The organism is Symplocastrum torsivum, from assembly GCF_059505465.1.
This window is the reverse complement of sequence record NZ_JCACKQ010000060.1, coordinates 1-21,153: the sequence shown is the minus strand read 5'-3', so window position 1 is coordinate 21,153 and position 21,153 is coordinate 1. Positions and strand designations below refer to the sequence as shown.

General features: G+C 46.4%; 16 protein-coding genes and 1 tRNA gene. 7 read left to right on the top strand and 10 right to left on the bottom strand.

The window, feature by feature from the left end:
• Positions 1–107 precede the first annotated feature (107 nt).
• Positions 108–266 carry a hypothetical protein gene (locus AC5JL3_RS18795; RefSeq protein WP_496075936.1) on the top strand — a complete coding sequence of 53 codons (159 nt, stop codon included), beginning with the start codon at positions 108–110 and terminating at the stop codon, positions 264–266.
• Here the strand turns inward: AC5JL3_RS18795 and fdhD are convergent.
• Together fdhD and AC5JL3_RS18785 are read right to left on the bottom strand one after the other, a co-directional pair.
• Entirely contained in the window at positions 227–1,069 is an 843-nt protein-coding gene (gene fdhD / locus AC5JL3_RS18790; protein ID WP_496075935.1) for a formate dehydrogenase accessory sulfurtransferase FdhD, read from the bottom strand. The two genes, AC5JL3_RS18795 and fdhD, sit on opposite strands and share 40 nt — an antisense overlap.
• Before the next feature lie 29 nt (positions 1,070–1,098).
• On the bottom strand, positions 1,099–1,680 hold the full coding sequence (locus tag AC5JL3_RS18785; protein ID WP_496075934.1) for a DUF3611 family protein: 582 nt from the start codon (positions 1,678–1,680) through the stop codon (positions 1,099–1,101).
• A 1,120-nt stretch (positions 1,681–2,800) separates the two neighbouring features.
• Between AC5JL3_RS18785 and AC5JL3_RS18780 the strand changes: the two genes are divergently transcribed.
• Together AC5JL3_RS18780 and AC5JL3_RS18775 are read left to right on the top strand one after the other, a co-directional pair.
• A complete protein-coding gene (locus AC5JL3_RS18780; protein WP_192221808.1) occupies positions 2,801–3,154 on the top strand; it encodes a PadR family transcriptional regulator in 354 nt (117 codons plus the stop codon).
• 389 nt (positions 3,155–3,543) lie between these two features.
• Entirely contained in the window at positions 3,544–4,095 is a 552-nt protein-coding gene (locus AC5JL3_RS18775; RefSeq protein ID WP_496075933.1) for a cofactor assembly of complex C subunit B, read from the top strand.
• Positions 4,096–4,179: 84 nt separating this feature from the next.
• Here AC5JL3_RS18775 and AC5JL3_RS18770 read toward each other — a convergent pair whose 3' ends face one another.
• Entirely contained in the window at positions 4,180–4,497 is a 318-nt protein-coding gene (locus AC5JL3_RS18770) for a DUF3155 domain-containing protein (protein WP_192221753.1), read from the bottom strand.
• Positions 4,498–4,943: 446 nt separating this feature from the next.
• Here AC5JL3_RS18770 and AC5JL3_RS18765 point away from each other — a divergent pair, with 446 nt between their 5' ends.
• Positions 4,944–6,383 carry a GAF domain-containing sensor histidine kinase gene (locus AC5JL3_RS18765; protein ID WP_496075932.1) on the top strand — a complete coding sequence of 480 codons (1,440 nt, stop codon included), beginning with the start codon at positions 4,944–4,946 and terminating at the stop codon, positions 6,381–6,383.
• 109 nt (positions 6,384–6,492) lie between these two features.
• Here AC5JL3_RS18765 and aroF read toward each other — a convergent pair whose 3' ends face one another.
• From aroF to AC5JL3_RS18735, 6 genes are all read right to left on the bottom strand, one after another.
• Complete coding sequence (gene aroF / locus AC5JL3_RS18760) at positions 6,493–7,353, bottom strand: 3-deoxy-7-phosphoheptulonate synthase (RefSeq protein ID WP_496075931.1); 861 nt, start codon at positions 7,351–7,353, stop codon at positions 6,493–6,495.
• Between the two features lie 631 nt (positions 7,354–7,984).
• The gene (locus tag AC5JL3_RS18755; RefSeq protein ID WP_496075930.1) at positions 7,985–8,935 is read right to left on the bottom strand and encodes an MBL fold metallo-hydrolase; all 951 of its coding nucleotides are present in this window, start codon (positions 8,933–8,935) and stop codon (positions 7,985–7,987) included.
• Between the two features lie 337 nt (positions 8,936–9,272).
• Positions 9,273–14,231 (bottom strand): CHAT domain-containing protein, encoded by a 4,959-nt coding sequence (locus AC5JL3_RS18750; RefSeq protein ID WP_496075929.1) that lies wholly within the window; start codon positions 14,229–14,231, stop codon positions 9,273–9,275.
• A 213-nt stretch (positions 14,232–14,444) separates the two neighbouring features.
• Positions 14,445–16,682: a transglycosylase domain-containing protein gene (locus AC5JL3_RS18745; protein ID WP_496075928.1), complete on the bottom strand. Its 2,238-nt coding sequence runs from the start codon at positions 16,680–16,682 to the stop codon at positions 14,445–14,447.
• Positions 16,683–17,216: 534 nt separating this feature from the next.
• Positions 17,217–17,660, bottom strand: a complete 444-nt coding sequence (locus AC5JL3_RS18740) for a hypothetical protein (RefSeq protein WP_496075927.1) — start codon at positions 17,658–17,660, stop codon at positions 17,217–17,219.
• A gap of 150 nt (positions 17,661–17,810) precedes the next feature.
• Positions 17,811–19,307: a glycosyl hydrolase family 57 gene (locus tag AC5JL3_RS18735; protein WP_496075926.1), complete on the bottom strand. Its 1,497-nt coding sequence runs from the start codon at positions 19,305–19,307 to the stop codon at positions 17,811–17,813.
• A gap of 19 nt (positions 19,308–19,326) precedes the next feature.
• On the opposite strand from AC5JL3_RS18735, the gene AC5JL3_RS18730 reads away from it, so the two are divergent.
• The 3 genes from AC5JL3_RS18730 (at position 19,327) to AC5JL3_RS18720 (ending at position 20,749) form a co-directional block, all read left to right on the top strand.
• Positions 19,327–19,524, top strand: a complete 198-nt coding sequence (locus tag AC5JL3_RS18730) for a hypothetical protein (RefSeq protein ID WP_496075925.1) — start codon at positions 19,327–19,329, stop codon at positions 19,522–19,524.
• Between the two features lie 92 nt (positions 19,525–19,616).
• Positions 19,617–20,612 (top strand): hypothetical protein, encoded by a 996-nt coding sequence (locus tag AC5JL3_RS18725; RefSeq protein ID WP_496075924.1) that lies wholly within the window; start codon positions 19,617–19,619, stop codon positions 20,610–20,612.
• Between the two features lie 66 nt (positions 20,613–20,678).
• A tRNA-Gly gene (locus tag AC5JL3_RS18720) sits at positions 20,679–20,749 on the top strand.
• A gap of 126 nt (positions 20,750–20,875) precedes the next feature.
• Here the strand turns inward: AC5JL3_RS18720 and AC5JL3_RS18715 are convergent.
• Entirely contained in the window at positions 20,876–21,100 is a 225-nt protein-coding gene (locus AC5JL3_RS18715; RefSeq protein ID WP_496075923.1) for a 2-C-methyl-D-erythritol 2,4-cyclodiphosphate synthase, read from the bottom strand.
• Positions 21,101–21,153 lie beyond the last annotated feature (53 nt).

Sequence of the window (21,153 nt, the reverse complement as noted above, 5' to 3'; positions counted from 1 at the left end):
GTAAATAGAGGTGGAAACTTCGGGAAAAACAAGTAGTTGATTAACCTAGTTGATTGAGGACTTGTTTAACTCCCTCTATTGAGTTATCGGGGCTAGTCCGAGGAGTTATGCCGCTATTTACAGAACTTTACAATTTGGGAAACCAGCCAACGCCGCAACGGCATCTGCGAATTCGCTTGAAAGTCAACTACTCAAACCTAGCTGGACAGCCCACTACGAATCAACCTCAAGTTGATGCGATCGCCAAACGCTCTTTCCCTGAATAGACATTGAACCGTTCTTCCCGCAAAAATCCCACCAGGGTAATGCCAAACTCCTTCGCTATGGCGACGGCTAAACTACTGGGCGCAGAAACAGCACAAACAATTGGCACTCCAGCCGCTAGACACTTTTGCAAAATCTCAAAGCTGGAACGTCCACTGACCATTACGATGTAATTATTGAGAGGCAGTTGGTCACTAAGTAAAGCGGAACCCACCAGTTTATCTAGTGCATTGTGACGTCCTACATCTTCTCGCACCGACAGCAGTTCTCCTTGAGTATTAAACAGCGCCGCTGCATGTAATCCTCCAGTAGCTGAGAAAACTCGCTGAGCCGATCGCAACTGCTCTGGCAGACTGTAAATCACCTCAACTGGCACTTTTAGTTCTTTTGAGATAGCTGGGTATCCCCGCAAGCCCAGAGTCTCAAGACTTGCTTTTCCGCAAACTCCACAGGCGCTTGTGGTAAAAAAGTGACGCTCCAGAGGCGACAAATCTACACTCAATCCTTCCCTCAGTTCGATGTTGACAATGTTGTAGCGCTGCTCACCATCAACATCTGGATCTACACAGTAACTGATGCGCTGGATATCGTCCCGGTTGCTTACCACTCCCTCACCATAGAGGAAACCTGCTGCTAGTTCAAAATCAGTCCCTGGTGTCCGCATCGTTACCGCTACTGTCTTTTTTGGCGAGACGAGACGAATCTCCAAGGGTTCCTCCGTTGCCAGTTGATCAAAACGCGATCGCATTTGACCATTCTCTACCACCCAGACAGTAGCTTTGGTTTTGCTTCCAGGGGGTTTCATAGAATGTACTCACTAGTTATCCCAAGCAATCATCGGTTCACTCGATTGAACAGCCAAAGTGAAGCCGCAATTCCAACAAAATGGGCTGCAATGGTGTTTGTATTTGCCTGCACAACAAACAAATCCGCTGGCTGAACAAATCGACTGGGGTCAATTGCCGTCAAAGCTCCTTGGAACTGAGAAAAAGACTTTGCGAGAATGCTGCCAATAGTCGCAAACGCTCCCAAAATAGTCAGTAGCATTCCCACCATATTTACAATCAGTCCAAGCCTGATTGTGTCCAAGGTTTTTGCTTTGCTGGGTCGCCCCGCTGCACTAGAAGCTCTTAGCTCTCTTGCAATGCGAGTGTAGCGGAAGGCAAAATAAGCGCCTACACCCAGCGTCACCAGCCCACACAGGGCGAAAAAGATGCCAAATCCAGTCCCCTGGCTAGCCGTTTGATTCGCTTGGCGACCAAAACTACTGCTAAAAGTGGCAAAAATCAAAATTACGCCTGAAATGACCCCTAGAACTAGCTGGAGCCAAAAGGAAATCCCGCCGATTGTGCGAAGCGTAATCGCAACTCGTTGGAGGGCTGGAGGGATTGAAGAAGCGTCAGGCTTTTCTCGCATTAGGGAACACAAGGGAGTGATGAGTGACCTATCTCAATCTCATTCTCTCGTGAAAACTGCCTGAATGTGGGCAGGGTTCCCCAGCAATCCACAAAGAAAGTCTGACAAAGACCAGTTCTCTTAAGCTAATCTATCTAGGAGGAGATTTTAATTAAGCTTGCTCATCTCAGGGTCTTTCAACTAAGCGGCGCGATTTTCTCTAAAAAACGTAAAGCACGAGAACTTTTCAATCAGGGTCGTCGTCTTCTAGGAGAACGTAGGTTCAGGGTAGCAACGTCCGATTCTCCCAATACCTGCTATTGCCTTAGCAGCCAATTGAAGAGGACACACAATTCTTCTGACAATCTAAAAACAAGGACTTCTAGGTTATTGAACAACAGCCGAGTGATTGCCCAAAGAACACCCGCGAAGCTAAGCACAGTGTTGAAGCACAAATTCAAACCGTTGCAAAGTCTAAGTAGGAACCCCTCGTTATTTTGTCGATGGCTTAACCCAGTACACTTCCATAAAATTGGTAAAGTTATCAAGAATATTTGGCATCCTAACCCGGAACTGACTGTATGAGCTATGTAGATCGCAAAAGCAGGTTCTTCTGAACCTAGCGTGGACTTCTCACGTCCTCACAAACTCAATGGTCTTATCCTCCGCAAGCTTGACTAAGGGATACCCCACCAAGACATGAAATTTTTGCTCTCACACCTTACCTATAGTCGTTCTGGCTTGCACTCAGGCACAAAAAGTTCATTATTATTCCTTAAGTCACAGTTGCGGCTTGACGACAATAGGCAAATCCTGGAGGAAAATGGGAATGTCTACAATTCCGATCAACCTGAAGGATAGCCTAGGTGCTATTGGATGGGGCTTTTAGCGACTTCGCTAAAATTGATCGTGGTCATTCAGCTGTGTTGCATCTTACTTTTCAAATCAACGAGTGAATCACACGCTCCTCAACGCTTTCACACCATCGGGTGTAAGGGCGCTTAACCGGCTGAGGATGCTTGGTTTTTGACAGACATGCGCGTGCGTGTGTGAGTTTTCAGGGGTGTTGAAGCCGTCGTTAGTTTCAGGAAAACTCTCCCATTCCAATCCGGTTGGGTGGGAAATTCAGCGGACTATGCAGATGAAATTTGAGGATATTTATCAGTTTTTTCAAGACCCTCCCCCAAACTATCTCAACAAAGAATTAGCAGTATGCTACGTTCTGTGTGTGCTTTTGCGAGGAGAATCTTATGGAACACAGCTCATCCAACAACTAGAACATGATTACCCAAGCCATAGACTTTCAGATACAGTCCTCTATAGTGCATTAAAGTTTCTCGAAGATTCAGAAGCTATCTCAGGGTACTGGAAGAAAGTAGAGGGACGGGGACGTCCCCGCAGGATGTATCAAATTTCTCCAGAGTGGCGCGATCAAGCTCAGGAACTTGCCAGTTTTTGGCAAGCTTACATGAGGGAAGACCGCAAAGCGATCTAAGGCTTTTTGCCGCTAAGGAAGAGAAAGGATAGTCAGTGAGGCAGTAAGCACTCCATAGAAAAACGCGGGTTCAGCCGCGTGGGGTGATGCCTTTTGTTTGGGAAACTTTCTCTTTAAGAGACTGCCAGCCCTAGTGGGCTGTCCAGCTAGGTTTGAGTAGTTGACTTTCCCGAAAAATTGAAGGATTAAGCTTATTTGAACTTGTCCTTTCTACCTTGAGGGCCCACTAGGTAATGGTTGTAATTAATGAATCAATTTTTTGCACCTGTTCACTTCTCTGAAGAATTGTGCGAACTCAGGGTGCATTAGAGAAGACGTTGTTCACTGACAGCTAACAACTCACAAATTGTAAAGTAGTAGCAAATGTTATCTGTCCTAAACAAACATCCGTGAATACAGTCATTCTTTCATCTACATTCCTGCTAACACTGTTGTTAGCAGTCGGTTTGTTCTTCTTCATCCGCGCTTCTGTTAAAGACCGAACGCAACAAGTGAAGCTAATTGCCCAAGAACCTGAAGAATCACTTGTGATTCGGTTACAGCAATACTTTGACCAAAGAGCTTACCAAGTAGCTGCTGTCGATGCCGCTACTCATCAAGTCACCTTCCAAGGGTTTGTTCGACCTAGTTGGCTGCTGGCAATCTTTTTAACTACACTCGCCGCAGTAGGCATCCTTTGTTTATCACTCGTTCTTTCTTTCCTCTACCCAAAACTTACTAGTGTTTTTCTGGCGTTAGTTTTACTAGCACCTGCTGCTGGAGTCTTTTATTGGAAAAAAGCCGGACGAAGCGAGCAAGTGTCCTTAAAAGTAGAAGCTATACCCACTCCAGACACTGTCACACAAAGTCTGCTTACCGTCACTGCCCATCGGGATGAACTACGAGAACTGCAACAAGCTCTAAACCTTAAACCCTCTTCTGAATCTTCCACTAGCCACTAACCGCAAAAGATTAACCCTACTCAAACCTATGCTTGAGTAGGGTTAAAGAAAAGCGCCTGTCACAAAGATTTTACCGGCAATGGATCAGTGACTTTGAGCTCCAACTACAGCTTTTTCTACGGGGGAGTCGAGTATCCGTAGACTGGGAAACAGAAAATGATTTTCTTCGACATATTGGGCCCCAAATAGCCCTTTTTCTGCCCAGAAATAACGGTCTGTAGTATGTTCGTTTCGCTTCACTAACAGCAATGCGGGTGGAAGTATCCCTTTAACTTGAATAAACTTTCGTGCTGCTGTGACCGGTTTATCTTCACCGCTTTCGAGATTATACTGAGGCACATGCTCCAGAATCTTACGCCCTTCCTGGCGGCGGCGACTTTTGCGCTTACGTCTTCTTGCCAACCTCTTTTACCTCCTCTTTCTGCTGACAGTTGTAATGTTAGTTACAAAAGCCGTCGAAAGTATATCTGCTTGAGTTCAAAATATCAACTTCTCTTCATACTTCTATACAAAACCGTTAAGCACTTATGCAGCAATGGTTAAGAGGGCTTAAAGAGGGTTGTAGAACCTAAATATGTTAAGGGGAATTCGTTTATTCTTAACATAGTGTAATACCGTGTAACGAGTTGTTAACTATAGCCAATGTGGTCAGTTTGCTGACAAGTTCGACAATATAGAAAAAGACCCGAAGATTGGATAGGCTTAAATTAACATTATAAGACTTGAGTTTGTAGGGTATGAGCTACGGACTTCTGGTTTATCCTTAGAGCTTGATGTTTAATTTCTACCTAGCCGCAACATTGGTTTTTAATTAAGCCTGCTGTCATAGATTCAGTTAACCTAACCTCATGTTCATTCCTGCCAGTTCAGAATTTGTCGCGCTATGTCAATCACAAGTGGCAGTGTTAACTCAAGGGTTGGGTGCAGCTAGTGGTGCTGTGTATTTGACAGAAGAACTGGTAGAGGGATCTGATGCAAAGCTAATTCCTGTTGTGGTTTATCCTGAAGCCACAGCGAGGTGGAACGACGAGGAGGCTGACTTCGTGTTGCCTGAGTTTCAAGGCAAGATTAAAACCATTCCTCGGTTATTGAAAGCTGCCCCACGCTTGCTTCCTCAGGCATCTGATAAGCACCAAGTGGTGGATTCAACCTCACCGGAGTGGGAAGAACTTTCCTTACAACAGCAGCGCCAAATTATTTTGCCCCTAATGCATGAAGGTGTTGTAATGGGGTTGCTCGTGACTAGTCGTGAAGATCGACCCTGGAATGAGAGAGAGAAGACAACAGTTGAACGAATTGCTCGAACTTTGACGATCGCATACATTATGGATCAGCGTCGTACTTGGTTTGAGCAGGAGTTGACCCAGCAAGGGCGGTATCAAGCTCAACTGCGCGATCGCTTAGATGACCTCCTACATCAATTTCGCAACCCTCTGACGGCTTTAGGGACGTTTGGCAAGCTGCTTGTGAAGCGATTGCTACCAGGGGATAAAAATCACGATGCCGCATCTAGCATTGTCCGGGAGAGCGATCGCTTGCAAGAGTTGCTGCAACAGTTTGAGGCAACCCTGGACATGAACGAAGCTGAACTGGCACCACTAGCACTTCCCTCTACAGCCAGCGCTGAGGCGTCTGGATTTCCAACGAGAAGCGACTACCCAGGAACTACCCCAACTCCCAATTCTCTACTACCAAGCAAAACTATCGTTCTGGAATGGTTTTCAGTAACAGATGTTTTAGAACCGCTGATTGCCTCGGCAAAAGCGATCGCACAAGAACGTAATCTGGAGTTACAAGCTGAAATTTCTCCTAACCTGCCCTTAGTGCAAGGCAATGCTAAGGGATTACGAGAGGTACTGAGCAATCTGATCGACAACGCCTTGAAGTACACACCAGCAGGTGGCGAGATTGACATTTACGTTGGTGTCTTTGCACAAATACCTCAAAATGATTCCTCCCTTGCCTCTCCTCCTCCCCTGCCCTCTTCGCCAACATCACAACGTCTTGCAATTACCATTAGTGATACTGGTCCTGGAATTCCACCTCAAGATTTGGAACATCTGTTTGAGCGGCATTATCGAGGTGTGCAAGCAACAACAACAATTCCTGGTAGTGGTTTAGGGTTAGCGATCGCGAAAGAACTGATCGAACAAATGCAGGGTGAAATTGAAGTATTCAGTCCTGCACAATCTATCTGGACGGCACAAAGCTCAGAATCTGCGATCGGCACGACTCAAGACCATTTAGGAAAAGGTACAACCTTCATCGTTTGGTTGCTGATACAATAACCAGCTATACAACCAACTGAGAGCTGTTTGTTGATTGAGCAGGAACCCAGTGACAATAGATGAATACCTAACGAAAGGACACTAGGCTCCCGTTCCTAATACCAACAACCTAAGCCGCAACAGAAAGCTCTGCAAGGCTTTTCACTTCAGGTATAGTCCGCCCAACGGCAGCCGCTATGGGTCGCAAGCTGTGAACTAAATCCACCATATCTTCTAGAGAAAGCGCCTGACGAGCATCCGAAACAGATTTTTCAGGTTCCGGGTGACACTCAATAATTAACCCATCTGCGCCACACGCGACAGCAGCTTTTGCTAGTGGTGCTACTAATTCTCGCTTACCAACCGCATGAGACGGGTCTACAATCACAGGCAAGTGGGTCAACTGCTTAAGTGCAACGACTGCACCTAAATCTAGTACATTGCGGGTGTAGTTATCGAAACTGCGGATACCACGTTCACACAACACGACATTAGGATTGCCATGGCTGAGAATGTATTCTGCTGCCATAACAAACTCCTCAACCGTAGCTGCGAGTCCTCGTTTCAACAGTATCGGTTTTTCCGCTTGACCTAGGGCTTTAAGCAAATCAAAGTTTTGCATATTCCGACTGCCAACTTGTAGCATATCGGCGTAAGTAACAATAGATTCAATTTGAGCAATAGACATTACTTCTGTCACAACAGGGAGGTTGTGACGCTGGCGCACATCCGATAAAATTTCTAATCCTTCGATGCCTAATCCCTGGAAAGCGTAGGGAGATGTCCGGGGTTTGAAAACTCCTCCTCGTAGCGCTTGTACGGGTGCGTGTTGCAATTGAGTGGCAACTGTCTCCATTTGTAAGCGGCTTTCGACAGTGCAGGGACCACCAATAATTACAAATTCTCTACCACCGAAGGCAACTTGTTCTGAAAGCTTGACAAGTGTCTGGTGGTCAGAGTGAGCAGCGAGTGTAAGTTTAGCGTTCAACATGGGAAAGACTCCTTTGTGAGATTAGATGGGCAAGAAAAAACCCGGTTCCTTGGAAGGTTCCGGGTTGTAGTGAAAAGCTGGCGCGACTTTACTACCCGGAACACGTTCTGGGATAAAAATAAAAGCCGTAAAACCAGCTACCAAGATAGGTTGTCACGTCATTACTCCTGTGCTTGTTCGCCTTAAAAAACAAAAAACCGCAGATTGTGTTCTGCGGTTCACCGGGCATTCCATACGAAGCTGGATTCACTGCCGGTGAACCTGTGTAAACCAAAAGTAAAAGTAATAGCTGTTGGTGAACATAGCTTTGCGCTGGAGCAAGATACTTTGCTAGAAAATCTTTATTCTGCTAACCCTAGCAAGTTTAGTGGACTTAAGTCAACACTTGTTAGAGGAAGATTTTGTATCTCCTCACCTACGGGTGAGCTTAATTAAATTATCAGTTGAGTAGTGAGGTTTTATGCGAGGTTCGTTGAAGTATTAAGCTGTCCTCTTAACGGAAGTTGTATTTTATAGTGGTTTCAGTTGGATGAGGTACAGCTCAGGTAACCTAGAGAGAGCAAGGAAAACAAAAAAGCTGATAGCTAACAGCTTTCTGCTATGTAGGTTAGCTACTTGCGATCGCACTCATCTATGACTGCTTCCCTTGAGTTATCTGCTGGTAAGCCGTTTCAAGATTACCCTTGTACAAAGCTTGAAACTTATAGCTTTTGTAGGGAGCAGGAACCGCAAAACGTTCGAGAACTTGTTCTTGAGTCAGTGATTGCTCCTTCCACGTTAAAGCTAACTGTTCCAAATCATCAAAGTAGCTCTTTAACGTTTCTAGCCCCCTCCGGTCGGTAACTGAGCCATGTCCAGGCAGCAAACGAGCATTGGGATAGGTAGCTATGAGTTGAGATAGACTATCCTGCCACTTTTGAATATTGCCATCGCTGATGAAGGGAATACGCTGATGGAACAAGATATCACCTGTGAACAAGACATCAGCATCGGGAACATAAGCAACCAGGTCAGTTCCCCCAGAGTGGCCTTCAACCTCCGCCAATTGCACCTGACGTTCACCTAACCAAATTGCACTTTCATTATTAATAACCAGACTAGGTGGGGTGGGGTTGGGGTCTTGTTCTTTGTTGCGGTTGACCATATATTCCCGAATTGGTCCCCGCCCAACAATCGATACACCTCTGGCTTCTGCGGCAGGATTTCCTCCGGTGTGGTCAAAGTGATAGTGGGTGTTTAGTACATACCGGATAGGCTTATCGGTTAAGCCTTCGACTGTCGAAAATAGTAGATTTGCCAGCGCCGCATTCTGAAAAGGATCGATTACTAGAACGCCATCAGTGCCAATGACAACCCCTGCATTACAAATTGCCATATTGGGGTTTTGGGGTGGGAAGTCCGTGCTTGCAATTAGTCCATAGATTCCAGAACCTAGCTCTTGCAGCGTCAACCCAGCCGTTTCTAGAGTGAGGTTAGAGGTTGCTGGGGATTGGGCTTGGGAGTGAGAATGCCATCCAATCACGCCTATACAAGTGACTAAAGTTGCTAATAACAAGACTATCCAGCGCCGCAATCTGTTCATTATCATCGCTCCTCACGCTTGATCGCTGTTCTTCATTTCAGCTTCGTGGTATTTAAGCAAATTACGCTCTTGTGAATGATTTGTCTAGCCGTTCTACTCATTCAAAAATCGTGGTTTTGCTTTTCGATTAATCGATTATGAAGAATTCACCACTCCCGAAAGAAAATCTCTTCCTCGCCTCTTTTCTGAGGAGGCGATCGCTTCCTAACACCTAACAACCGACACTAGTGCAGCACGGCGCAAATAACTATCCAGTTAAAAAAGGTTAAAAAGCTTACTGTGCAAGCTTTCTTTCATAACAGCCCTCTGCCTCCTATCTTCTGCCTTCTTGCACTAGCTACCAGGGATTACCAATCAGTGTAAATGCACTCCAGTAGTAGGGATGAGTCAGTTCCCTATCTCCCTGCTGAACTAGTACTTCGGGTAGGGGGACACGGCGATTAGCCGTTATTAGTTGACCGTCTTGCAATCGTACTTGTCCTTTGAGCATGGCTAATTGAGCTTGCCGTAGCGCCTCTGCTTTGATGGGAGCTTGTTTTAATTGCTCGTAGAATCCGACCATTAGCCCTAATGTTCCTTCATCATTAACAGACCACAAACTCCCTAAAGCGGACTTGACCCCAGATTGCACTGCCAACCCGGCAAATCCTAACTCTGCCTCCTCATCACCAAGTACCGTCCGACAAGCACTCAACACTAACAGTTCTACTGGCGGCTTATTCAACTTTAGCTGTGGCAGTTGGGTAAGCCGTAGTTTACTCTCCCATAACTGGAGGAAGGAGTTACTGGCATCACCCGGTTTAAATTCTGCATGGGTGGCTAAGTGGATAATCCCGAATGGTTGTGAAGCGCGAGCTTGTTCAAGATTTTTCAGGGTAAAAGCATTGTTTAGGAAGGATTTCCCTGACCATAACTGATTAGTAATGACAGACAATTCAACGGATACAGCGGGTAAAGGCTCATTGTCAGTGAATTGGTCAGCGCCCATCGCTAATACAGATGTGTTCCTCACATCCCTGTAGTAGGGGTCAGTAAGAGATAAGCTAGGCATCAAACTTACACTGTATTCTTCTAGAAGAAATTTTTGTCCATCATGCAAGGCGGCAATTGGCACTGAGCGTAAACCCGTGTCCATTAGGAATACTAAACTATTGATCTGTTGAGCTTCTAGTTCCGATTTTACGGATGCAACAAACCACTGATAAAGCTGTTGAGAAGACGTTAAGTAACTATCGCGTTTGATGCGATTTGTGACATTACTACGAAACTCCGTAGCTAAATTAAGGACTTGCTCTCGTGTGGCTTCTGGGATGATTCGTCGAATTGGTTTTCCGTGTGCTGTTACCAGGATTACTTCTAAATGGTCAGTTGCTGCTGTGTTGTTTTGGGTGCCGCTTGGGTCTTGGCTGGGCGTTAATCCTTGAGAATCAATCTGCTGAGGCGTTGAGGGTACGAAGACGACATAGATGAGGGCAGATTTAAGACCCGTAATTGTTTCACTCTGGCGCAGTCTGTCTTGAGCTTTTTCTAGTGAAAAAATCGAGGTGTTGCTGATACCGAGATACTTCTCAAATTCTTTTGTGAAGTCTTCCTCTAGTGCCGCTACAGCGGTGTCAAATTCTAGAGGAGCAATCGCCTCAGATTCTTCAGGGAGAGAGACTGCTTCAAACGGTTCAATGAGATCAATGGGATTGATCTCAATGGGGGAAGTATTAGGCGTATCTATGTCAGGAATGTCCGGTTCAACGCTAACAATCTGTATTTTGCCTGTAGTTTGGGTATAAAGAAAAGACTGTGGCGGAGTGAGCGTGAAATCACCATCAGTAATTGCGCCTGCTGTACCGTTAAAGCTGTCATCTCCAACAACGAAGGGGATTAAGCCATTCCCTCCATGTCGGATCGTAATGTCGCCTCCGCCGTTACCGCCAGCAGTAGAGATGCTAGAAATGATGCTATTACGATCAATAAACGTGTCTGTGGCTTGAAAAAATTGCCCAGTTGTGATGGCAACGCTGCCACCATTGGTAAGAGTTCCACCTTGAGCGTTGATGGTACTCACCTGAAGGTTATCAACAGAATCTAGAGTAACATCGCCACCGTTGCCAAGCGTTCCACTGGAATCGATCGCATTAGTTGTAATTGCACGTCCTGCAATCAAAGAAATTAATCCGCCACTATCGCCAGAACTATTCAGGTTACCTGTGAAGATTTCCCCGCCACGGCTAACAAGAGTGATTGCCCCTCCATTAGTTGCACCAGAGGAGTTGAGATCAGCCGTTTGAATATCACCAGTAGCCGAAAGTGCGATCGCTCCCCCATTATCTGTTAGCGAACTAGTATTGAGTGTCCCTGCTGTGGTATCAATTCCGCCACCGCTTGGCCCATTATTTTCAACCGTAATACTGCCAGCAATGATGTCACTCAGGGTAATATCGCCACTGGTACTATTGGTCAATCCCTCTCCTGTATCAAGGATGATCGTTGTATCGCCAGTTCCAGAATTGAGTGTTACTCCAGGCGCAACGGTAATCACAGCCGCTCCAGGATCGCGATAAATATCGATGACACTATTAGCTACTGTTTGGTTGGCAAGTAGCGTTAAATCGCCATTATCCGTCGTGATGTCGGTATTGATTAAAAGGCTGCGCCCTGCCTGTAGCGTTAATCTCCCGCCATTTCCGGCTAGGTTGTTGGTGGTAATTGCCTGATCAACCGTGATATCGTTATTTGCCTGGAGTACAACATTGGTTCCCGTATTCGTGATGTTGGTAATAATATCGGCATTAATCCCAACCGACTGGTCGGGATTATCGTTAAAACTAAAGCCTGTCAGACTCGCATCAAACGAATAAGCAACACCAGAATCCACTCCAGCCGTGTCATCCAGACGCGCTCCCACAAGCAGATTCGTCCCCAATACAGCGATCGCATCGCCAAATTGAGCATTTACAGCTGGTTCAGGGTTAGTAAATGTTTGCAGTAATCCTCCTGTCGTGCCATCAAACAAATAAACAGCACCAGAATCGATTGCACCTGCATCATCACGATTGGCTCCAATCAAGATATTTGTCCCTACCCCTGCCACTGTTGTCCCAAAGCGATCGCCACCTGCGGGATTGGGGTTGTTAAACGTTTGCAACAACGTGCCTGTACCGCCATCAAATAAATACGCAGCACCCGGATCGGTTGCCCCTGGCTCATTCGGCGCACCAATGATGACATTCGCTCCCACTCCCGCTACGGAATTACCAAAGCGATCGTTCTCTACAGGCTCAGGATTAGTAAAGGTAAAGAGGTTTAATCCTGTATTGCTATCAAAAAGATAAGCCGCACCCGCATCAATTACTCCCGTATCAGAATCAGTAAATGGTGCGCCAATAATGATATTTGTCCCTACCGCATCTAATGAAAAGCCAAACTGATCTCCATCAGCAGGATTAGGGTTATTGATCGTCAAGCGCGGGTTTTCAGGATCGCCGACATCAAACACATAGACAGAACCTGCATCAATTGCCCCCGCATCGTCAAGACGTGCCCCAATCACTACAGTGTCGGTTCCTATAGCAGCTATGGAATCACCAAACCTATCCTCCGGTGCTGGCTCAGGGTTATCAAAGATTTGCAATAGCTCTGCTGTCACACCATCAAAGAGATAAACAGAACCAGCCCCCGGTTGTTCCGCAACAGTATTGCGACCAGCCCCAATCAACACGTTGTCACCTATTCCAGCGACGGCAAAGCCAAATTCGCCACCTGCTGTAGGGTTAGGGTTATCAAACGTTAGTAAGTAGTTTCCTGCGGCATCAAAGAGATAAGCAGAGCCAGCATTGTCTATTCCTTGTGGATCATCATGAAACGCTCCAATAACAACGTTTTCCCCAACTCCAGCAATGGAAAAGGCGAATAGATCATTTGGGGCATCACCATCAGGATTGAGGAAGGTTGCCAAAGGAGCGTTGACATCTGTGATTGTGATATTTTTTGGGTCTAGCAGCAAAGTGCCGGATTCACCCATTGCCGCCCCTGCATCCACCAATCCGGTAAAAATCACTAATTCCTTCCCGGAAACCTCAACCGTTCCGCCATTACCCGAAGCTGCACCACCCCGCGCACTAATGTTGCCGTAGAAGCGTGTGAAATCATCTGCCCAGACAACAACTTGACCTCCGTCACCGTGTCTGAGAGCATCTGCTGTAATCACTGAGTCATCACTAACAAGGGTTTGAGTCGCTTTTGGGACAGTCCCTTGCCCTTGATAATCACCACCAATGAGGACAGTCCCACCACCCCTTGCACCTGAAGCATTAACATCGGCACTAAATAATCCCACCTTGTCACCCAAAATCTTGATGGTGCCGCCTGTTTGCCCTGCGGCAGTATTAGAAACGTCAAGGGTGCCAGAAACAATGGTTGTTCCCGCTTGGGTGGGAATTAAAGTGCCATTGGCTGTTTGTACAGTATTATCAGGTGCGACAGTTAAGCCTGTATCAAGATTGCTGCCTGTGAGTAATTCCGGTAAAGCAAGCGGCGTAATCGGTAGTAGATTTCCTTGGCTATCGGTGGGGGGTTCAACCTCTAAACTTAAAATTTGTCCCGCTTGGCTAAACTTTACCAGACTGCTTCCTGGCACCGCACTTACCGTAACACTGCCTCCAGAAGCTTCGAGAGTGCCTGTATTCACTACAGTTCCCGCAACTAAAGATAGACTCTGCCCTGGTTCTACTGCCAAGTTGCCAGCATTAACAATCGCTCCTACTTGCGTTGCCTCGAAGTGAAAGGCATTGGGGCTACCAGCTAGAGTGCTATAGTCATTTGGCGCAAAGGCATTAAACCAACCCTCATCAAAGCCAATCCCTGTAGCGGTAGTAGCTGTAAATGCAGCGGGAACATTTAGACGGGCATTGGTGCCAAAGACAATCCCGGCAGGATTCATCAAAAATAAGTTAGAACTGCCCCCAGTTACTTGAATTAACCCGTTGATGAACGAGGGTTCACCCCCAACTACTCGCCCCAAGATGTTTTGAATCTCTGGATTAGAGAGAAAGTTGGCAATTTGTCCTGTCTCTAGCCCAAATTGTTGGAAGCTGTGGAAGAGATTTGTCCCATCTTGAGAAAGGGAGCCACCTTGGATATCGAGGTGAGCGCCATTTGGTGTCACAATCGTACCTGTATCATTAGCCGCTGGTGTAATCGGTTGTGAGAGGGCAGCGAGTTCTAAGTAAGGATAAACCCCAAACTGCAAACTTCCAATCCCCAATCCCGTAAGGATTGCAAGCAGTAGGCTGGCTTTTTTCATAAAACCTCACAGTACACCTAGGCAGGGCAGATGGCTAACCGTTGATAGCTGATCACTACTTGGTTGATCAACGGTTTAGTCCCTCAGTTTACGCCTATGGGTACTGGATGCAATGCGACGTTGGTAGAGAGAAGGAGAAAAAACGAATGGATGAAAATCCTTATTCCTTCTGCCCTCTGCCCTGGAGCCTTCTGCCTTATTTTCAGATTAGGTCTACTGAACTACCCCACGCATATAACTACTCCACAATTGAGCGGCTACTGCACTACTCCCGCTCGTTGGAGTGTTCTTATCATTACCGAGCCAAATGCCTGTAGCTAACTGACGGCTGGGAACGTAGCCGATAAACCAAAGGTCAACATTTCGGTCTGTGGTGCCAGTTTTACCTGCTTCTCCAAAGCCTATAGAAGCTGAACCACCTGTACCACCTTGGACGACGCCACGCAGTAGGGTATTCATTGTATCAGCCACGCCTGGTGAAACGGCTTGTATTCCCTTTTCTCCATTCTCGTCGAAGGAATAAATTACACGGCAGGTTTGGGGGTTGTTGTTGTCGGTGCAATCACTACTATCGAGAATCCGTCTGATTGCATGGGGACGGTTCCAGACACCATTATTTGCGATCGCAGCATAGGAACCTGTAATTTCCAGCACGTTGACTTCGCTTTGACCAATCGCTAAACGCGGTACCGGATCGAGTTTTGAGCGGACACCTAGGCGACGGGCTATCTGCACAACGTTATCCATCCCCGCAGCTTGCGCCACCCGCACAGCAACCACGTTTTCAGACTGTGCGAAGGCGGTGTACATATTAATGTTGCCGCCAGAACGTTCGCAACCTCGTAAGCCGTAAGCTGGAGCGCAGGAGAAGGTTTGGCTTGCTGGAATACCTTGTTCTAGGGCAGCCGCGTAGTCAAAGAGTTTAAATGTAGAACCGGGCTGTCGTTGGGCTTGAGTCGCCCGATTAAACTGACTTTGTGCATAATCTACACCACCTGTCAAGGCACGAATTTCACCGTTACGGGTGTCGAGGGTAACGATTGCCCCTTGGTCGAATCCTAAACGCGCCCCATCCGTGGCAACCTTGCTTTGTAAGGCTGTTTGTGCCTTTGCTTGAGTTTGGAGATTTAAGCCTGTTTCAACGATAAAGTTCCCTTCTTGAGCCAAATCTTCTCCGAGTAAGTCGCGCAGTTCATCAAAGACATAGCTGTAGAAGTAAGGCGCTTTTGTACTAGTAAGGAATTCACGGGCTTTCGGGCTAACGTCAATTCGCGATCGCCTTGCCCGTTGGGCTTCTTCATCGTTAATCATTCCTAGCGATCGCATCCGCGTAATCACTCGATTCCGCAGTTTCAACGCTGTATCGTAATCCTGCACTGGGTTGTATCTATTCGGCGCAGGTAACATTGCCACCAAGGTTGCAGCTTCTGAAAGGGTCAAATCCTTGGCAGATTTCTCAAAATAAAACTGGGCACCATCTTCAAACCCAAAGGTCTCGCCCAAGTAGATACGGTTTAAATATGTCTTTAAAATCTGGTCTTTGCTGTAAAACGTCTCCAGCTTCAGGGCAACAGCCGCCTCCCGAAGTTTGCGCCCAGCCGTATTATCCCGCCCTACATATTCAGGAAACAGACTTCTTGCTACCTGTTGCGTGAGGGTACTTGCGCCTTGACGAATCTCTCCCCCTTGCAAGTTAATCACCAGTGCCCGCAGGATACCAATTGGATCAACCCCAAAGTGCCAGTAATAGCGGCTGTCTTCCGAAGCAATCAAGGCTTTGGGTAGGTAGGGTGAAAACTCTGATAACCGCCCCAGTTCCCGGTGAACAGTTGTCCGAGGTTGTCGCAGAGGTGTTTGATCAGCAGACTGGACAATTACTGGCCCCTGGACACCTACTGGTAAGGGGATGACTGGAACTTTAATCCACTCAATGCCAATGATTAAGGCAATTAAGGCCGTTAATCCACCAATTCCATAAAGAACGTAACGAATCGCCAGGATATACCAAGGCGGTGGATCGACATATTGAAGCCGTACCGCTGCGGCTAGTTCTGGTGGGCCCAGCGTTAGAACATCACCATGGCGCAGCACTAAGGAAGGTAGTCGGCGTTTTCCTCGGTAAATTCCGTTCGTGGAGTTTTCGTCCTTGATGAGAAAGCTTCTTCGGCGCCGTCCGTAGCGTTCTAAGGATAGATGAATCTGGCTAATTACTGGGTTGCGTACAACAATGTCACAGGATTTGGAACTGCGTCCCAAGAAGTAGCGATCGCCGATGAGAGGATAGACTTCTGCTTTATCCGCACCAGCGTCTTGCACCCAAAGTTCTGGCACTCTAGCATTGGGTTTGAGTGTTAGGGCACTAAAGTTAACCTTCGCGTGAATTGTCTGGACTGCCTGAGTTAGCTGACCAAGCAGCGTTTTCGGCGGTTGGGGAGGTTGGGGTGAACTCATTTTTAAGCGATGAGCCAACGGCTGTAAAGCTCTTAAATTATTCTACTCGCAACCTCTAATAAGGCGTTGTTGGTTGCAATTTCTGATATGTGGCAGATCAGGCTCCCTTTATCTTGGGTGATCGCTTAAATGGCTCAATTTATAGTTGTGGCTAATTTAGGCGATCGCACATCCTGAGATATATAACATCTATTTGCCACTTACAGCAACCGCTCTATCGAGATAATATCTTTGTTAGTGAGAGTGCTACGGCGATTAAGTTGAACGCTGAATATGAACAAAAAAGTCGTCGTTCTTCGGGAAAACCACCTTGGATGAAGCTCCAAAACCCCTTTAATGAATAGGTTTCTAAAATAAATACTCTCGATAGTGGGGCGATGGGGTGATGAGGGAAGGGGGTAATCATTGAAAACCTCAGAGTTTTTCTGGATTAACCTCCTATTCCCCAACCCCCAACCCCTATCTCACCATCTCTCTACCTAACAAGATGAATGAAATAATGTACATTGGCTTTTCTTTCCAAGAATCTATTTTCTAGTCAAAAGCACCTTTGATGTTATCAATAGCGCTTTGAACAGCGTTCTTTGTGTTGTCTACGGCTTTCTCAGTCCGAGCTGCATCTTCCTCTGCTCTTTTCTCAATTGTATCCCGATCACTCTTGGCTTTGCGCTCAACAAAACTGCCCTCGTCATCTGCTTGATCAACTCGACTAGCATTTTTATTGGCAGCTTCCTTCACCTTATCTTTCGTATCTTCGATGAAATTCTTAGCTCGTCCAGCATCTGTACTGACTTTCCCTTGCACCTTATCTCCCACGCCTGCATCTGCGATCAAGGTTGCAGTTGGAGCAGCCATTGCTACGGGGTTTGAGAAAAACGCCCCTTGCCAAACAAAAGCGATCGCTGACACACAAAACAGAGTTGTGACTATCCAGCGTCCCACAATCGAAAGCGGTTTTATAAAATAATTCAGTTTCACAGAATACAATCTCCACGAGATTTAGCATTCTATTTCTACTTCATCTAGCTCATTGGCTAAACCGCTCCCTAGACAGAGCTTTTACTGTGATAAGTTGTTAAACGAATTCAGCCTTTCGATAGATTGAATAAACAAACATTGTGCGGTCTGCTAAAAACTCGTCTGAAGCTGACTTTCACCCCGTCGATAAATCTCACGAGCATAATCAGTCCAAACTCCTTGTCCCCAGTAACGAAAACAGCTTGTCTGAAGTAAAAGATTATTCATCAATGCTTCACGGTAACGAGTTTGTTGAGTAAACGTTTCTTCTTGGAGAAATGGCTCAATTTTTTCGTGAAACAAAGCACTGAGTTGATTCATCGGAGTCAAGACATTTTCGTATCCATTCACCCAACTTAGATGATTAGTCCAAGAAGCTCCATCCATGTGAAAGTTTGGCTGAGTTTGCTTTAATTCATCAATAGTTTGAGCGATGACTTCCGGGGTACAACTATTGGGTGAAACTCGCTGCCATACAAGATGTTGCCCAATCGCTTGACAAGTTGGGTAATCTTCAGGTGTACAACCCGCCGCTTCAAGCAGTTCTAGATACTCAGTTCCGTTGATTCCCACAACCCCAGATTTTCCGCCTCCATGATGTGCCATGTTTTCCCAAGCCTGTTTAAATGCACTGGGAAATTCATTCATCATCACGCCGCCATTTTCCCCATCTCCAATTTGACTAACAATTGGTGGGACTAAAACATTACCTAATTGCTGTTGAGACAATGTTTTTGCCTCGTAGTAAGGCTGCATTTGTGCTACTAATTTTGTATCTGAACCTTGGGTTTTGATTAGTGCAGTAATGCTCAGCGTTTCGCCCCTAGAATTACGGGCGACAAGACGGTGAGGTAAATGTTTATAGGGTAGGGGTTGACCTGTTAGCGTTTCAACAGAATGCTCTTGAACTAGAAGCCAGCGGTACCCGCATTCTTTGAGGGCTTTAATAAATTCAAAGAGAGTATCGGGGTGATTGGGGAGATGCATTTCAGGGGGAGAAAATCCCTTAACACGCGCCAAGGCACTCCAACCAAACAAGGCAGCAAAATGATGTTGCCATGCTTGAATATGTAACTTTAGATCGGGAATGGGTGTGGAAGGGGCAACAGTATGGCTCCACATTGTACCGAGCCATTCTACATAACGCTGGTAAGTCGGGTCGATTGTAATGCGTTTAAGATTGTCCAAGACATCTCCCCGTCCCATTTGGCGCAGTCCCCAGAGGAGATTGCCAGAGTAATCCAACATGACGCGAGGATTTTTTCCCTGAGCTACCAATTCAGGAATAAAATCTCCCATGCGGCTGTAGCAATAGGCAAATGGCCCAGCGTTATGGTTGTCACCTTCGCCTTGATGCTCAAACATATATTGCAAATTGCTGATGAATTCGCCGTTTGAGCCAGCAGGAACAGTAGGCTGGTGCATGTGGAGCGCGATCGCAAAAGTTGCTGTAATATCCTCTAAGCGAATATTCGTAGTTGGTAAAAATACAGGCTCATTGTGGTTGACTACCTCAAGGACTTCTTTTTCCCAACCGGAAATATTAGGCAAGCCATCAATCAGTTCATCAAGTTGGGGTAGCGTTGTTTGAGGAGAGGCAGAAATCATTTTAGGTGGCTCTGTTAAGTTGTGTACACTCTCGCGTTCAGACTCCACAGGACTTACGCATCGCCTGATTTTTATGGAGAGTAGTGAAAAAGTCGCTCAGATTCCCGAAATTCTCGAAGTGGAACATCAGTTCTACTTCACTGTTGCACAGGTTACTCAATTTTTGAGCGCTTCAGCTAATGATTGTTCTGGAAATCCCGGCAACTTTGAACAGTGAACGGTTAACTCTACCTCTAAAGTGAATTGTTTCTCCAAATCAGGCAGTGCTTTTTGGCAGTATTGAAAAAGGCGTCTCCACTGGAAGAAAGCATGGCACTACCAAGGTTAAAATCAACTGTTCATACTCAACTGCCTGAACGCCGTCACGCTGACCCACCAGGATTGTGGTCTAGTGTGATTATTGGTTCTATTGTTATCCATATACTTCTTTTTGGAATACTGCGTTTGTTATTGATGGGGCGACTCCAAGGCTTTCTGTCTGAGGCAATTCTTATTCCTGTCGATGTCATTACTCTTGCTCCAGGATCGACATCACCTGTCTCTGGAAACCAGTTTCCGATAAATCGTCCTGCTAGAGAACCTTCTACCCAGCCTGTTAATCGTCAACCTTCCTCTGCTGCTGTTCCGCCTCAAAGCCGCACGAACTCACAGGAGATACTGACTCAGAATTCTCAAGACAATCGATTCCCTGTTGCATCATCATCACCAAATATTGCTCAAAATCGACCCTCGAATCGGCCGACAGCGCCAACTTCACCGAACATTCCTCAAAATCAGCCCTCGAATCGACCGACTACAGAGCCAAGTTCACCTAATCCCGCCCCGAATCCCTCATCCAGCCCACCCACAGAACCGGGTTCGCCTAACCCCTCCCCAAATCCCTCGCCAATACCTACAGAACCCGGTTCGCCCAACCCTCAGCAAGGAAGTGGCTTTCTTGCCACTCCCGGTCAATTTAATTTGACTAGCAATGAGAGTGATGTTATCAATCCCAGCAGGGAGGGTGACGCATTCGCTACCTTGGCTTCAGGTAACAGACAATCATTTTCTGGAGAAGAGTTGCGATCGCTAGGTATTAATCTTGACCAAGTTCAGGTTTTACAGGTGCGGGTATGGATTGAAAGCACAGGGCAAGCAACTGTTAGCTCTACTCAAGTCCAACAAGGAAGTCTCAGTTCAAATGTGGCGCAGCAACTGGCAAAGTTAATTGTTGAGCAGTGGCAGTTTAACCCGACAAGGATGGCAGGTAGCCCAGTTCCACGGGAGTACTATCTCTCTCTTACAATTTCTCCCACTCAAAATTAGGGTTCTTGGCTTAAATACGATAAAAGTGTGTTAGCCTAGTCAAGGCTGGGAAAAAAGTCCAAAACTGCGGGCGTAGTTTAGTGGTAAAACCTTAGCCTTCCAAGCTAATGATGCGAGTTCGATTCTCGCCGCCCGCTTTGTTGTTTGTACAGTGACTAATTATTTGTCGTTGGTGACACATTGTTGTCGCTAAGACGAAGTATGCGTCGTCGTGACAAATAAATGTCGTTCTTTACAGCAGTATGTGGGTAACTTGAGTTAGTCTAGTTGCCCACAAGTAAGGCGACCGCATAGGCAGCAATTCCCTCTTCTCGTCCCACTGGACCTAACTTTTCATTCGTGGTTGCCTTGATGCCGATTTGGTCAGGTTTTAATTCAAGCGTTGTGCTGAGGCGATCGCGCATTGCTTTAATATGAGGCTTAAGCTTAGGACGCTCTGCCACAATAACAGAGTCAATATTACCAATTGCAAAACCGTGCGCTCGCACTAGTAGACTTCGGCGGAAGTCTACCTGCCATTATGCCGCCAAAGCCTTACCCT